9 protein-coding genes are annotated in these 15,719 nt (G+C 34.6%); 7 read left to right on the top strand and 2 right to left on the bottom strand.

Annotated elements, in window-relative coordinates; translation table 11 throughout:
* The first annotated feature begins 157 nt into the window (after positions 1-157).
* Positions 158-3,106 (top strand): FAD-binding and (Fe-S)-binding domain-containing protein, encoded by a 2,949-nt coding sequence (locus tag JC605_RS16640; RefSeq protein WP_198857274.1) that lies wholly within the window; start codon positions 158-160, stop codon positions 3,104-3,106.
* 172 nt (positions 3,107-3,278) lie between these two features.
* On the opposite strand, the gene JC605_RS16635 is transcribed toward JC605_RS16640, so the two are convergent.
* Both JC605_RS16635 and JC605_RS16630 read right to left on the bottom strand, forming a co-directional pair.
* Positions 3,279-5,288: a hypothetical protein gene (locus JC605_RS16635; RefSeq protein ID WP_198857273.1), complete on the bottom strand. Its 2,010-nt coding sequence runs from the start codon at positions 5,286-5,288 to the stop codon at positions 3,279-3,281.
* A 793-nt stretch (positions 5,289-6,081) separates the two neighbouring features.
* Positions 6,082-6,927 carry an AraC family transcriptional regulator gene (locus JC605_RS16630; protein ID WP_198857272.1) on the bottom strand — a complete coding sequence of 282 codons (846 nt, stop codon included), beginning with the start codon at positions 6,925-6,927 and terminating at the stop codon, positions 6,082-6,084.
* A gap of 179 nt (positions 6,928-7,106) precedes the next feature.
* Here JC605_RS16630 and JC605_RS16625 point away from each other — a divergent pair, with 179 nt between their 5' ends.
* The 6 genes from JC605_RS16625 to JC605_RS16600 all read left to right on the top strand — a co-directional run bounded on the left by JC605_RS16625 (position 7,107) and on the right by JC605_RS16600 (position 15,496).
* On the top strand, positions 7,107-8,021 hold the full coding sequence (locus JC605_RS16625) for a dihydrodipicolinate synthase family protein (protein WP_198857271.1): 915 nt from the start codon (positions 7,107-7,109) through the stop codon (positions 8,019-8,021).
* Positions 8,022-8,143: 122 nt separating this feature from the next.
* Complete coding sequence (locus JC605_RS16620) at positions 8,144-9,727, top strand: aldehyde dehydrogenase (NADP(+)) (RefSeq protein WP_198857270.1); 1,584 nt, start codon at positions 8,144-8,146, stop codon at positions 9,725-9,727.
* A gap of 1 nt (position 9,728) precedes the next feature.
* A complete protein-coding gene (locus JC605_RS16615) occupies positions 9,729-10,739 on the top strand; it encodes a 4-hydroxyproline epimerase (RefSeq protein WP_198857269.1) in 1,011 nt (336 codons plus the stop codon).
* Between the two features lie 55 nt (positions 10,740-10,794).
* A complete protein-coding gene (locus JC605_RS16610; RefSeq protein WP_198857268.1) occupies positions 10,795-12,030 on the top strand; it encodes an FAD-binding oxidoreductase in 1,236 nt (411 codons plus the stop codon).
* Between the two features lie 3 nt (positions 12,031-12,033).
* A complete protein-coding gene (locus JC605_RS16605) occupies positions 12,034-13,332 on the top strand; it encodes an aminopeptidase P family protein (protein ID WP_198857267.1) in 1,299 nt (432 codons plus the stop codon).
* Between the two features lie 4 nt (positions 13,333-13,336).
* Positions 13,337-15,496: a DPP IV N-terminal domain-containing protein gene (locus JC605_RS16600; RefSeq protein WP_198857266.1), complete on the top strand. Its 2,160-nt coding sequence runs from the start codon at positions 13,337-13,339 to the stop codon at positions 15,494-15,496.
* The last annotated feature ends 223 nt before the right edge of the window (positions 15,497-15,719 follow it).

Raw genomic sequence — 15,719 nt, 5'->3', positions numbered from 1 at the left:
AGATTTTTATTTTACAAGAAGATGTGTTTCGCTTAACATGAAAGCATCCCGATAGCTATCGGGACTATGTGAAGAAATGAGTCTATTTTTGTTGCCGTTTTTAGGAATAAGAATCTATGTTTCTGTGTGTTAAAACAATAGTTAACAAGAGATAAAAATGAATAATAATATCCTTCCAAAGATTTCTTCTAAACTCGAAGGTTTAGAAAAGGAATTAGAGGGCAAATTATTTTACGATCATACGATGCGTCTACTTTATGCCACTGATGCAAGCGCTTACAAAGAAATGCCTTTGGCTGTGGCAGTTCCGAAAACGAAAGAAGACATTCAAAAAATTATTCTTTTTGCTAAAGAAAACAAAAGCAGTATTATTCCGCGTGCAGCCGGAACTTCGCTTGCAGGGCAAGTAGTTGGAAATGGCATTGTTGTAGATATTTCACAAGAATTTACTAAGATTATTTCGGTAAATCAAAGCGAGAAATCGGCTTGGGTTGAACCAGGTGTAATTCGCGATGAACTGAATCTTTATTTGAAATCTTACGGACTTTTTTTCGGACCAGAAACTTCTACCAGTAATCGCTGCATGATTGGCGGAATGGTTGGAAATAATGCTTGTGGAGCACGTTCTGTTGTATATGGATCAACACGTGAGCATGTTCTTGAAATAAAAGGTTTTCTGGCAGATGGAAATGAAGTCGTTTTTGGCGCTTTAACAAATGCTGAATTTGAAGATAAATGCAACGGAATTAATGTTGTTAGTACATTAGAACAAGCAATTTACGTTCAAGCGAAAGAAATACTTTCATCTGAAAATAATAGAAATTTATTTGAAGCCAATTTTCCTAAAAAAACAATTCCAAGAAGAAATACAGGTTACGCTTTAGATTTATTGGCCGATAGTTCGCCTTTTATAGATTCCTCAGAAAAGTTTAATTTCTGTAAATTGATTGCAGGATCTGAAGGAACTTTGTTTTTTTCGACAGCGATAAAATTAAATCTGGTTGATGCTTTAAAACCTTTTTCAGCATTGATTTGCGTTCATTTCGAAAGCATTCATGAATCTTTAAAAGCGAATATTGAAGCATTGAAGTTTAATCCTGATAGTGTAGAATTAATTGACCACTATATTTTAGAATGCACCAAAGAAAATATAGAACAAAGCAAGAATCGCTTTTTTGTGAAGGGCGATCCTCAGGCTATTTTGGCTGTCGAATTTTTGAGAGATTCGCAAGAAGAAATCGAGAAGATTGCAGAAGAGATGGAAGCTTTAATGCGATCTAAAAATCTAGGTTATCATTTCCCAATTGTTTATGGTGAAGACACCAATAAAGTTTGGGCATTAAGAAAAGCTGGATTAGGCTTATTATCGAATATTCCAGGAGATGCAAAAGCAGTTGCGGTGATTGAAGATACAGCCGTAGACGTAAATGATTTGCCTGATTTTATAGCAGATTTTAATGCGATTTTAAAAGAAAGAAATTTAAACTGTGTGCATTATGCGCATGCTGCTACTGGCGAATTGCATTTGCGTCCGATTATAGATTTAAAAACCAAAGAAGGAACGGCTCTTTTTAGAACTATTGCAACAGATATAGCGCATTTGGTTAAAAAATATAAAGGTTCTTTAAGTGGTGAACATGGTGATGGAAGACTTCGTGGAGAGTTTATTCCGTTGATGCTTGGAGATGAAATTTATCAGCTGTTTATTCAGATAAAAAATGTTTGGGATCCTTGGGGTGTTTTCAATCCTGGAAAAATTGTGAATACGCCACCAATGGACACAAGTCTGCGATATAAAGCAGGCCAAGATACGCCAATGCCTGATACGTATTTTGATTTTTCAGATCATAACGGAATTCTTCGTGCCACCGAAATGTGCAACGGATCTGGAGATTGCAGAAAAACAGAAAAAAGTGGCGGAACAATGTGTCCAAGTTATATGGCAACTCGAGACGAAAAACATACGACTCGAGCGCGCGCCAATATGCTTAGAGAGACTATTACAAACTCAACGAAAGCAAATCGGTTTGATGATGAAAATTTGCTTGACGTTTTGGATTTATGTTTAAGCTGTAAAGGATGCAAATCAGAATGTCCTTCAAATGTGGATATGGCAAAATTGAAAGCCGAAACTTTACAGCAGTATCAGGATAAAAACGGAGTAAAATTTAGATCTAAACTAATTGGAAATACGCCAAAAATAAATCAATTATTCGCTTCAGCTCCGTGGCTATATAATTTATCTGCGAAAGGAATTCTAGGAAATTGGATTAAAAGAGGAACTGGTTTTACCCTAGAAAGACAATTGCCTTTAATGCATAAAATTACTTTTGGCAAATGGATGAAAAGCTATAGCCAAATTGGTGATTTTAATAATGGAATTGTGTATTTGTATAATGATGAATTTCTGAATTATTTTGATGTCGAAATAGGACAAACCGCTGTAAAACTTTTAAACAGATTAGGTTATAAGGTTGAGATTCCTAAAATTGGAATAAGCGGAAGAACTTATTTATCAAAAGGAATGCTAAAAGAAGCACGAGAAATTGCAGAACAAAACACAAAAGACTTTGAAGCAGCAATTCCAACTGATGGAATTTTAATTGGAATTGAACCTTCTGCAATACTTTCATTTCGTGATGAATATCCTGATTTGTGTCGTGGCGATCTCAAAGAAAAAGCAAAACAATTTGCAACGAAAACTTTTTTAATTGAAGAGTTTTTAGCTAAAGAATTGGAAGCTAAACGTATTTTGCCTACTAGTTTTACAGAAAAGACAGAAAGAGTGCGTATGCATGGACATTGTTTTCAGAAAAGTTTATCGTCTTTAGTGCCACTTAAAAAGATACTTTCATTGCCAAAGAACTATACTGTTTTAAATATCCCAAGCGGCTGCTGCGGAATGGCAGGTTCGTTTGGTTATGAAAAAGAGCATTATGATATTTCGATGAAAATTGGTGAATTGGTTTTGTTTCCCGCAATTAGGGCAGAAGAAAGTGTTACTTTAATTGCTGCTCCAGGAACAAGTTGCAGACATCAAATTGCAGATGGAACAGGACGAAAGGCACAACATCCTGTGGAAATATTATTTAAGGCTTTGAAATAGAGATTTGCTATTATTGTCCCAATATTCTAAAGACACACACTGCCGTACGTCTTTTCAGCTATACTTTACGAATGAAATGTGCTATATCTGAGTAAAAGACTATTTAAAAAAAAACAAACCTCCAAAAATGTATTTTGGAGGCTTGTATTAAAAAACAATAATTCAAAAAAAATTATAACTTAATATTTATCGTCGTGCCATCTTTAATAATTTTATTGATTGCTAGCTTTTTCCCATCAGTTATTTTTAACCTTAGGTTTTTGCCAGCTCTTTCAACTGTAATATCAAAATCGCGTTCAAAAGCATGAATGCTCTTCAGTTTCATAATAGACCAATTTTTAGGAAGACGTGGCGTAAAATCGAAACTGTGTAAGCCTGTCGGACGAATACCAAATAATCCTTCTGTAAATATTCGGCAATATAAACCGCTTTCGGCCGAAAGATGACGCTGATCGCCTTCTGGATACGCTTCTACAGGGTATGGAACGTGATCGCCCAATAAACGTCGGTTAGAATAATAATGTAAAAAATCAAGTGCTTTATCTGTTTCGCCAGCAGCAAGAACTCCTCTTAAAGCATATAAAGTAGATCGATCCCAAAATATTTTATCTCCCGCTATACTTGCCAAACCATCTTTAGTCCATAATCTAGGAGAAAATAAAGCATCTATAGTTCCATCTTTTCGATCATAAATTCCCATAGTAAGCGGTGTGCAAATCCAAGCTCTTAAAACATCATTTTCTTTATAATATTTGTAGGTTTCAAAACCTTCGACTTTAGCGCCAAAATAGTTCTCAATTGCAGTCTTTAATTTCTCAGCTTCGGTTTTATACGTTTTAAGCAGACTTTCATTTTTTCCTAAAACCTTACCTAAATAAATTGCTGAGTTTAATGCATCACAATACAGAGAAGAAGTATTAAGGTTGGCTTTTCCAGCGGGTAGACGTCCTTCTAATTCATCAGAATCTGAAGCGACAACGCCCTCAGCATTTATTTTTCTGTGACAATATTCCAAACACCATTCTATTAATGGCCATAATTGTTTTGCTTCATCTACATTTCCTCTTGAAAGTGCGTAACGAGCTGCTCCATAAGCAATCATTGCGCCATCACCACGATCTCCTGCGCCCGCCCAAATATCCGTTCCTTCTGCAACAATAGAACTCGGAATCGGTTTGTAGTCTTTGTTCATGAATTTTGCAAATTGGAGATAAGCATTCAATGAAGCTTGATTTCCATACTCATACCCCAAATAAGGAAAGAACGGACCAACATACTCGGCCTGATCGTTTGCCCAGATTGCAGCATAATACGATTCTCCTCCAGGACCGTGCATTGGACCGTTTTTGGTTTCAAAAATACTTTCAGCCGCTCTGATTTTCGCGAAAGCAAATTCAGTATTTAAAACTTGATCTGGTGTTTCCAAAATTAATTTGCTCCAAATTTCACGGATTAAGTCAATGCGTTTGTTTTTTTCTTCTTCGGCATTTACAGCAGGAACAGATTCGCTTGTTTTAACGCCAGAATAAAAAACAGAAAAAGTAACACTTTCGTTGGGCTTTAGGTTAAAAGTTCCGTCATTAAATAATTGCACCTGAATTTTGTAACTGCCTTCTGTTCCTTTTGTAGGATCTGAAGTATAAACCGTATTTGATTTTGGAATTTCTACGATAGAGTTTTTTTCAGAAGTGTTTTTAATAGTGTAAATTTCATTGTAACCTGCCAATGCTGTAGAAGGAAAAAATTGTCTAGTAAGTTCAAGAGCATTGGTTTTACTTTTAATTAATAATGTTCCGTTAAGAGTTATCGAGACTGTTTTCTCTCCTGTAATTGGTTTGTAATTTACAGTTACAAGATCAAAAGCATCTTGAGCAAATTGACGTGTAAAACTTGCATGTGTATTGTTAGGAACAGTTCTGAGCATTGGCCAGATCAAACTTCGAGTAGCATGAAAAGAACCATCTGCCGCTACGCCGTATCTTAAAACGCATGAGATTTTTTTTCCGCTCATTTCGATATGGTCATCATGCGGAATAGCATTGTTTATTTGCCAAGAAATTGTGCCATCGTTATTAATTTGCCATCGCTGATCGTCTTGAGAAAATGCAATATTGCTAATAAAAAATAATGCAGTAAGAGTAAGTAAAAAAGGTTTGCGTTTTTTTCCAGAAGATAGCTTCATTGCGTTTGTTTTTTGTATTTGTTGTGTTGTGTGTTGTGTAGTTTTTTATGCTTTACAGAATAATGCTGTAAGTAGCACAGGTAAATTGTTGACCTCAGAAATGCTCTTTTTTCTTCTTAGAATGTTAGTGCTGTTTTTTGCGAGACATTCGGCTCGGTTCTTATGCTTGTTGAGTTAATAATTCATGCTTCTTCGTTTGGTTTTCAAGGTTAATAATTGAGTTTTTCGTTAGTTTTTTTGTCTTTTATTCTATTTTGTAACCTAAAAAAATGTTTTGAGCTTGTGCAAATTGTTTGGATAAATAGATAAATGCGAGATCCAAAAGTATAAATGTTCTTAAGTTTTACATACCAGTGCCTACTAGTTTTTTTAATTGGAGGTAAAAAAGAGAGATGATTTTAAACAATCTGAAAAGCAAAGAGGATAATATATACACAGAATGTAAATTGTCTAATTGGAGAATAGGTAACTTAATTTTATTTTCTTCTAATAGTAATTTATTGAAAGTAATTTCAAATAAATGATTTAGAATTTTGATGCTTGTAAGCATTATTTAATCAAGAAATGGATAATATAGTATCACAAAAAAAAATGGTAAAACTTTTACTTTTTTTTTCTTCACCCTATTTTTTGACCATACCAGTTTACTTTTTACGCTATTGTATTAGGAATAAGCATGTTTGATCTCATTTATAAATAATGAGATTAAACAGCTTTTTTTAGCCCAAAGAATGTCTTTAGAACAACAGTTTGTCTACGAATCGTATAGCTGTAAATATTGATTAATGAATAATTACAAATTCAGCTTTCTATATTGCAAAGGAGAAAGCTGTTTTAATTCTTTAAACTTTCGATTAAAATTGGAAATATTATTGAACCCGCATAATTCGGCAATTTCCAAAACAGAGAGTTCTTCATTATTAGATAATAATTTTGCGGCTCTCTCAATGCGTACTTCAATTAGAAACTGAAAAAAAGATTTGTTTGTCCGGACTTTAAAATACCGACAAAAAGCATTTTTGGTCATACTGGCTATCGAAGCAATTTCATCAAGCGTTATGTTTTTATGAAAGTTAGTCATAACATATTCAAATACAATCTGCATTCTTTTCCCTTCATTATCAGTTATTTTCTTTTGATATAAATAATTAGAAAGCGGAGTAGTTTCAGATGTTGAGAGCCATTTTAGAATATCAAGAAATAATATAAATCGTGTATAACTGTCGGCTTTTCGTAACTTCTTAAAATATTTGACTACTTTTTTTGGTGCGTTATGAATGATAAATCCATTTTTGCTGCTTTCTAAAATAGGATGAATGTTTCGGAAAGTAGATAACTCAAAAAAATCTTTCCCAAACGAATTGAAAGTAAAGAATAAAGTTCGCATTACAGAAATTACATTTTCTTGAACATCACTTCTAAATACATGGGGCAGATTGCTTCCAATTACCAATATATCGCCCTCGCGATATTGCGAAATAGTATCGCCGGCAAAAACGGCTCCTTCTCCTTTTTCTATAAAACTAATTTGAATTTCTTCATGCTGGTGCAGTTTATCATAAAATGATACTTCTATATCTTCTTGATAAATAAGGGGATCTTCTCCAGATTTTGGAATTTTGAATGGAAAAACTTTCATATAGTGGTTAGTTAGTTACTATCAAATATATTGTATTTGATTAAAAAAATGATGTTATAATGTTCTGTTTTTTGACATTTGTCTTTATATAGGGTAATATAGTATCATTTTGTGGTAATTTTTGAAGGCTTAGCTCTGTCGTTTCTAGATAATTTTGGCTTAAATAAAAAATTAAAATTATGAGCATTGAATGGAATGGCGTGATGCCGGCGGTAACTACAAAATTTACTGCAGATGATAAATTAGACTTCAAAATGTTTGAAGTTAATATGAAGGCACAATTAGATGCTGGGGTGTCAGGGATTATTTTAGGAGGCACTTTGGGTGAAGCCAGTACACTTTTGGAAGAAGAAAAAAGAGAATTAGTACAACATACCGTTTCACTTACAGAAAATAAAGTGCCTGTAATAATGAATATTGCAGAGCAAACTACAAAGGGAGCCATTTTAGCGGCTAATAAAGCGGAACAAGATGGAGCAAAAGGATTAATGATGCTTCCTCCAATGCGTTACAAAGCATCTGATTTTGAAACGGTTGCTTTTTATAGTGAAGTGGCAAAAAGTACAACACTTCCTATTATGGTTTACAACAATCCAGTTGATTATAAAATCGAAGTTTCTTTGGATATGTTTGAAGAGTTATTAAAATTCGATAATATTCAAGCAGTAAAAGAATCTACAAGAGATATTTCTAATGTTACAAGAATGATTAACCGATTTGGGGATCGTTTAAAAATATTATCTGGAGTGGACACATTAGCATTAGAAAGTTTATTAATGGGTTCTGATGGATGGGTTTCTGGATTAGTTTGTGCTTTTCCTGCAGAAACAGTAGCCATTTATAAATTGGCTAAAGCCGGAAGAATCGATGAAGCTCTAAAAATTTACAGATGGTTTTTGCCTTTGTTAGAATTGGATATTAATTCATTTTTAGTTCAAAATATAAAATTAGCAGAAGTAGCAACAGGAATTGGAACTGAAAATGTCCGTGCTCCAAGATTGCCATTGCAAGGGGCAGAAAGAGAAAGAGTTCTTGCCATTATTGCCGAAGGACTAAGAACAAGACCAACTTTGCCAGATTACAAAAATTTATAGCATCTTATTGCCAAGATTGGCTCTTTTGGTTATCAGTCTCAGTGAGAATTGTTAGGGAATTCTTTACTGAGGCTATAACTAAGGACTGTGACTTCAATACATTTCATTTATTAGACAAAAACATGATTACAGGAAAAAATTATATAGGAAGCCAGCTAAAAGCGAGCGGTTCAAAAATATTAAAAACGTTTAATCCGTTATTGAACAAAGAAAATCCTTGGGTTTTTACAGAAGCAACTCAGGATGAAATTGAGGAAGCAGTTACTTTAGCTAATCAAGCATTTTCGAGTTATAAAAAATATTCAGGAATTGAAAAAGCTAAATTCTTAAACGCAATTGCTGATGAAATTTTAGCTTTGGGAGATACTCTTTTAGAACAATACTGTACCGAATCGGGTTATCCGAGAGGCAGGGCGGAAGGTGAACGCGGTCGAATGATCGGTCAATTAAGAGCCTTTGCCGAAATGCTTACAGAAGGAAATTGGGTTCAAGCAACAATAGATACTGCAATAATTGACAGACAACCTGCACCAAAAGAAGATTTGCGCAAAATGTTAGTTCCTCTAGGACCAATTGTGGTTTTCGGGTCGAGTAACTTTCCTTTTGCATTCTCTACAAGCGGAGGAGACACAGCTTCGGCTTTGGCTGCGGGTTGTCCGGTTATTGTAAAAAGCCATTCCATGCATATAGGAACAGGCGAAATGGTCGCTTCGGCTATTATAAAAGCGGCTCAGAAAACCAATATGCCTGAAGGAGTTTTTTCTAATCTTATAGGAGACGGAAGAACGCTCGGAACGAGTTTGGTGAAACATCCATTAATAAAAGGTGTTGGTTTTACAGGAAGTATAAAAGGTGGCCGTGCTTTATGCGATTTGGCCGCACAGCGTCCAGAGCCAATTCCGGTATTTGCCGAAATGGGAAGTATAAATCCGGTAGTGCTTTTGCCTAATGCATTGAAAAAAAACAGTCAAAAATGGGCAACAGCCTATGCAAATTCGATCACTTTAGGAGCGGGACAATTTTGTACCAATCCAGGATTATTATTAGCTTTAAGAGGTGAAGAATTAAAAGAATTTGAAGAGAACCTAAATCAAGCCATTGAAAAAACTCAGCCGGGCTGTATGTTGCATCCTTCTATTTATGCTGATTTTAATAACGGAATTTCAAAAATAGAAGAACAGAATGGGATTTCGAAAATTGCTCAGTTTAAAGGAGAAACAATTCCAAATCATGGCATTCCAACAGTTTTAAAGGTTAATGGGAAAAAGTTTTTAGAGAATAAAATATTGCATAACGAAGTTTTTGGTCCATTTTCTATTTTAATTGAATGTGAAAATGAGACGGAATTAATAGAAGTTATTTCTAAACTGGAAGGACAGCTGACAGGAACAATTATAAGTGAAGAGAACGAAATTGACAAGCACAAAGGAATAATTGCCGCTTTACAGAATCGCGTAGGTCGCTTAATATACAATGGCGTGCCAACAGGAGTTGAGGTTTGCGCTTCTATGCTTCACGGCGGACCTTATCCTGCATCGTCAGATTCACGTTATACTGCCGTAGGAATACACGCGGTTTACAGATGGGTTAGACCATTAAGTTATCAGAATTGGCCAAACGAATTGCTGCCTGCTGAATTGCAAAATGAGAATCCATTACAAATTGTTCGTACAATAAATAATAAACTAACACTATCTCAAATATAAAATGGTAAAGAAAACTTTTTTTTGCGTAGATGCTCATACGTGCGGAAATCCAGTTCGGGTTGTTGCCGGTGGAGGACCAAATCTACAAGGTAATTCGATGAGCGAAAAACGGCAGCATTTTTTAAAAGAATATGACTGGATTCGTAAAGGATTAATGTTTGAACCAAGAGGACATGATATGATGAGCGGAAGCATTTTGTATCCGCCAAGCGATCCTGCCAACGATGTTGGAATTTTGTTTATAGAAACTTCTGGCTGTCTGCCAATGTGCGGACACGGAACAATTGGAACCATCACAATTGCTGTTGAGGAAGGATTGGTAACGCCAAAAACTCCAGGTATTATAAAAATGGAAGCTCCTGCAGGTTTAGTGCATATAGAATATCAGCAAACTGGCAAAAAGGTAGATTGGGTACGTCTGACCAACGTAAAATCGTATCTAGCAGCCGAAGGTCTTACTATTGATTGTGAAGAATTGGGTGAGATTGTTTTTGATGTGGCTTATGGAGGAAATTATTACGCGATTGTCGATCCGCAGAAGAATTTTTCTGGTGTTCAGGATTATACAGCGAGTAAAATTATTCAATACAGTCAGGAAGTGCGCAAAAAGATTAATGAAAAATATCCTGATTACTTCATTCATCCACAGAATGATACCATTCGAGATGTGTCGCATATGTTATGGACAGGAACGCCAATAGATCCTACATCTTCAGGCAGAAATGCTGTTTTTTATGGAGATAAAGCAATCGACCGTTCGCCGTGCGGAACAGGAACATCGGCCCGAATGGCACAATTGCACGCAAAAGGAAAATTAAAAAAAGAGGAAGAGTTTATTCACGAAAGTTATATTGGAAGTAAGTTTATTGGTAAAGTCGTAGAAGAAACTTCTATTGGAGATATTCCAGCTATTGTTCCAAGTATTCAAGGTTGGGCAAAAGTATACGGATATAATAATATTATAATTGATGAAAATGACGATCCATATGCATTTGGATTTCAGGTTATTTAATGAATTAATTTATAGTATAACTAGAAGTTTAAAAACTCTTAACGAATTAAAATTTATGAAAAAAGTAGCTGTTATAGGCGGCGGAATTATTGGTTTATGTTCTGCTTATTATCTTGCAAAAGAAGGTTATGAGGTGAGCGTATTTGACGAATCTGATATGAACAATGGCTGTTCGTACGGAAATGCAGGTATGATTGTGCCTTCACATATTATACCGCTCGCGCAGCCTGGCATGATAGCACAAGGAATAAAATGGATGTTCGATAGCCGCAGTCCGTTTTATGTAAAACCACGTTTGAACAAAGATTTAATAAACTGGGGAATGCAGTTTTATAAACATGCCAATTTACGTCATTTAGAAAATGCAATGCCAGCTTTACGAGATCTTTCTCTTTTGAGTAAAGAGCTTTATCAGGATTTTGCTAAAGAGAATAATTCTTTTTTTTACGAAGAAAAAGGACTTTTAATGCTTTATAAAAGCGATAAAGTAGGAGAAGAAATGCATCACGAAGGAAAAGAAGCAGAACGTTTAGGGTTGGAAGTAGATTATCTGTCAAAATCTGAAGTTGCGCTTTTAGAAAAAGGAACCAATACGAATATAATTGGAGGAGTTCATTATAAAAGCGATGCACATTTGTATCCTCAAAAATTTATGACTTTCATCAAAGAAGAATTGGCTCGTTTAAAAGTCGAAATTCATTCTCAAACGAGCGTTAAAGATTTTGTTTTAGAAAGAAATAAAATAGAAAAAATAGTAACCAATAAGGGACTCTTTAGAGCCGATGAAGTGGTCTTGGCATCAGGATCTTGGAGCCCTTTCTTGGCCAAAAAGCTAAATATTTCGATTTCCATTCTTCCAGGAAAAGGATACAGTTTTACATTAAAAGACAAAACCCAGAAACCAAGTATTCCGTCTATTTTGTGTGAAGGAAAAGTGGCCGTGACTCCAATGGCAAATGACATAAGATTTGGAGGAACGATGGAAATTACACATACCAAAGACAATAAAATAAACGCAAACAGGCTTCAGGGAATCATAAACAGCATTAACGATTTTTATCCTGATATGAAAGTCGAAATGCCAAAGCAAGAAGATACTTGGTTTGGTTTTAGACCTTGTACGCCAACTGGAATGCCGATTATTGCTAAAGACAAAAAAATCGTAAATTTGACATTAGCAACAGGACATGCCATGATGGGATTAAGTCTCGCGCCAGCAACAGGAAAAATCGTAACAGAGATTATTTCTGGCAAACCTGTTTCTGTAGCTATTGACAGATTCCAAATATAAATTATGAAATACAATGCAATTCCGGTTTCTTTGTTTATTGAAAACCGAAAAAGATTTACCGAAAAAATGAAGCCAAATAGTGTAGCTATTTTGACTTCAAATGATGTAATGCCAAATAATGCAGATGATGTTATGGGCTTTGCACAAAACAATGATTTGTTTTATTTGTCTGGAATTGATCAAGACGAAACTATTTTGGTACTTTTCCCAGATGCTTTTAAAGAAGAAAACAAAGCCATACTTTTTGTAAAAGAAGCCAACGAACATACACTAATTTGGGATGGTAATTTTTTAACCAAAGAGCAAGCAACTGCTATTTCTGGAATACAGAATATCAAATGGATTCATGAATTTGAAAAGACCTTGCAGCTTTTTGCTTTTGAAGCCGATACTTTTTATTTAGGCCATAATGAGCACATCAAAAGAGTAACTTCTGAAATGGAAACCAGACAGGATAGAATGATTAAATGGTGCAAAGAAAAATATCCGTTGCATCAATATGATCGTGTGGCAAAAATAACTCGAGCATTGCGACCTATTAAATCAAACGAAGAAATTGACTTAATCAAAAAAGCGACTGCGTTGAGTGTCGAAGGTTTCCATAGAGTTTTAGCTGCAATCCGTCCGAATGTAAAAGAATACGAATTAGAAGCTGAATTGTTATACGCGACCGCAAAAAACGGAGGGACAAGACAAGCATTTAAATCTATTGTAGCATCTGGCGGAAATGCCTGTTCGCTGCATTACAATTCCAATGATGATGTTTGTGAAGAAAATGAAATGGTTCTGCTGGATTTTGGAAGCTGTTATGCCAATTATAATTCAGATACAACAAGATGTATTCCGGTTAACGGAACTTTTAGTCCAAGGCAGAAACAGGTTTATGAATCTGTTTTACATTGTTTGAAAGAAGGTTCAAAATTATTGAAGCCAGGAGTTTTATCTAAAGATTATGAACTTCAAATGGCAAAATTAATTGAAACCGAATTAGTCAAATTAGGATTGATCACAGAGGACGAAATTAAAGCTCAAGATCCAGAAAAACCTGCTTACAAGAAATATTTCATGCACGGAACCGCGCATCATTTAGGTCTGGATGTTCATGACGTTGGTCTTTATTCTAGACCTTTTGAAAAAGGAATGGTTCTAACTTGTGAGCCTGGAATTTATATTAGAGAAGAAGGAATTGGCTGCCGTTTAGAGAATGATTATTTGATAACGGAAGATGGAAACGTAAATTTGAGTGAAGCCATGCCAATTGAAATTGCTGATATTGAAAGTTTAATTAAAAATAAAAAATAATAAGATGAAAAAACATTTATTGTTTCTTCTGTTGATATGCACATCTGTTTTTGCACAGAAGGATATTGACATTAACAATCTAAATTGGTTGCCTAATTCTCATTCCTTTTGGGTAAACAAAGATAATAATGTGGTGGTTTACGATGTTGATAAGCTTGATAAACAAACCGCGATTTTGTCTAAGGCACAATTGGATGCTGCCGGATTTACAGGAGAAATTGAGAACTTAGTCTGGAATGACTTAAAAACAAAAGTTTTGGTTTACACCAATTCTAAAAAAGTATGGAGAGACAATACCAAAGGTGACTATTGGTTTTTTGACTTGGCTACAGGTAAAGGAAAGCAACTAGGGAAGAACTTAGACGCATCGTCGTTAATGTTTGCAAAATTTTCAAGCGATAATGAAAATGTAGCTTATGTTTCCAACCATAACATTTATGTGGAGAATGTAAATTCAGGTAAAATTACGCTTTTAACTACAGACGGTACAGATAAAATCATTAACGGAACTTTTGATTGGGTTTATGAAGAAGAGCTAGCGGCACGTGATGGATTTAGATGGAGTCCAGACGGAAAAAGTATTGCTTTTTGGAGAGTAGACGCAACTTTGACTAAATTTCATTTCATGATCAATAATACCGATTCCTTGTATCCGGTTATTATTCCTGTAGAATACCCAAAAGCTGGCGAAAAACCATCGTCGGTTAAAATTGGAATTGTAAATATTGATTCACTTCAAACCAATTGGTTGAATATTCCAGGAGAACCAGATAATAATTATTTGGTTCGAATGAAATGGCTAAATAACGAATCTGTGATGGTGATTCAGTTAAACCGAAATCAGAATCAGGTTACAATGTACGATTGCAATACAAAATCTGGAGCAGCTAGAGTTATTTACAAAGAAGAATCTAGTGCTTGGATAGATGTTTTTGACATTTCTTCGGGAGAATACGATACTTTTCCTTGCCAATTTGTAGACAACGGAAAAGCCTTTTTATGGAGTTCTGATGCTGATGGATGGATGCATATTTATAAAATAAGTTTAGACGGAAAATCAAAAGAATTAGTAACCAAAACTAATTTTGATGCTTATTATAAAGCTTATAATGAAAAAACAAAAACAATTTATTTCATTGCTAGTCCAACTGATGCTACACAGCGTTATTTGTATGAAACGAATTTAGGTTCTAAAAAAACAAAAAGAGTAACTCCAAATATTTTTGATGGTTCAAACAGATATATTTTTTCTACAGATGCAGCTTACGCACAACATGCCAACGCAAGTATTTCGAGAGATTACAACCAGAGATTAATCGCTTTGTCTGGACATCAAAAAGTTTATCCAAAAGAAGCAGATGTTTTTACTGCTCCTGATAGAAATTATACTTTAGAAAAATTTAAAGTAAAAACAGTTGATGGTATTGATATTGACGGAATAATGGCAAAACCGTTAGATTTTGATCCTTCAAAAAAATATCCAGTTTTCTTTTACGTGTACGGTGAGCCAATGGCTACAGTGGCTAATGACCAACCTTATTTTAATGAATTTATTAGTGAATTGATTCCAAAAGGATATATCGGAATTGCAATGGACAATAGAGGAACTCCAGCAATGAAAGGAACGCAATGGAGAAAATCGATTTATAAAAACATCGGAATTATCAATACACGAGATCAGGCAATGGCTGCCAAAGAAGTTTTAAAATGGAATTTTATTGATTCTGATCGAGTAGCAATTCACGGATGGAGTGGCGGAGGTGCTGTAACTTTAAATTTAATGTTCCAATATCCAGACATATACAAAACAGGAATTGCCATTGCAGCGGTGACAGATCAGCATTTTTATGACAATATCTATACCGAACGCTATATGGGGTTACCAGACGAAAATGAAGCAACTTATATTAAAGCTTCTCCAGTAACTCATGCCAAGAACTTAAAAGGAAATTTACTGTACATTCACGGAACAGGCGATGATAATGTACATTATAAAAACGCTGAGGTTTTAATTAATGAATTAATTAAATACGATAAAATGTTTGATTTAATGATTTATCCAAATCGTTCGCATAGTATTTATGAAGGCGAAGGAACAACCAAACATTTAGTAGATACTTTTGTTCATTACATAGAAAAAAATTGTCCGCCTGGCGCGAAATAGAAAAAAAAATATTTATAGAAAAAGGAGGGTTTCATTAATTTGAAATCCTCCTTTTTTGTTTTATAAAATTAGAATTTAAGTGCACTTGAATTTAAAGTTTAAGACATTATGCTTAGTTTATTGATTTTTAAATGATTATTTGTTTTTGTAAAGATGTTTTTTAAAATGTGAATTTGATAATTATAGGGTAATATAAGCAGGTTTTTCGGTAATATATTATCAG

Source organism: Flavobacterium sp. IB48 (genome assembly GCF_016405855.1).
Taxonomy (GTDB): Bacteria; Bacteroidota; Bacteroidia; order Flavobacteriales; family Flavobacteriaceae; genus Flavobacterium; species Flavobacterium ginsengisoli.
The sequence above is the reverse complement of the archived record's forward strand: the minus strand, read 5'-3'. Positions and strand labels throughout refer to the sequence as shown.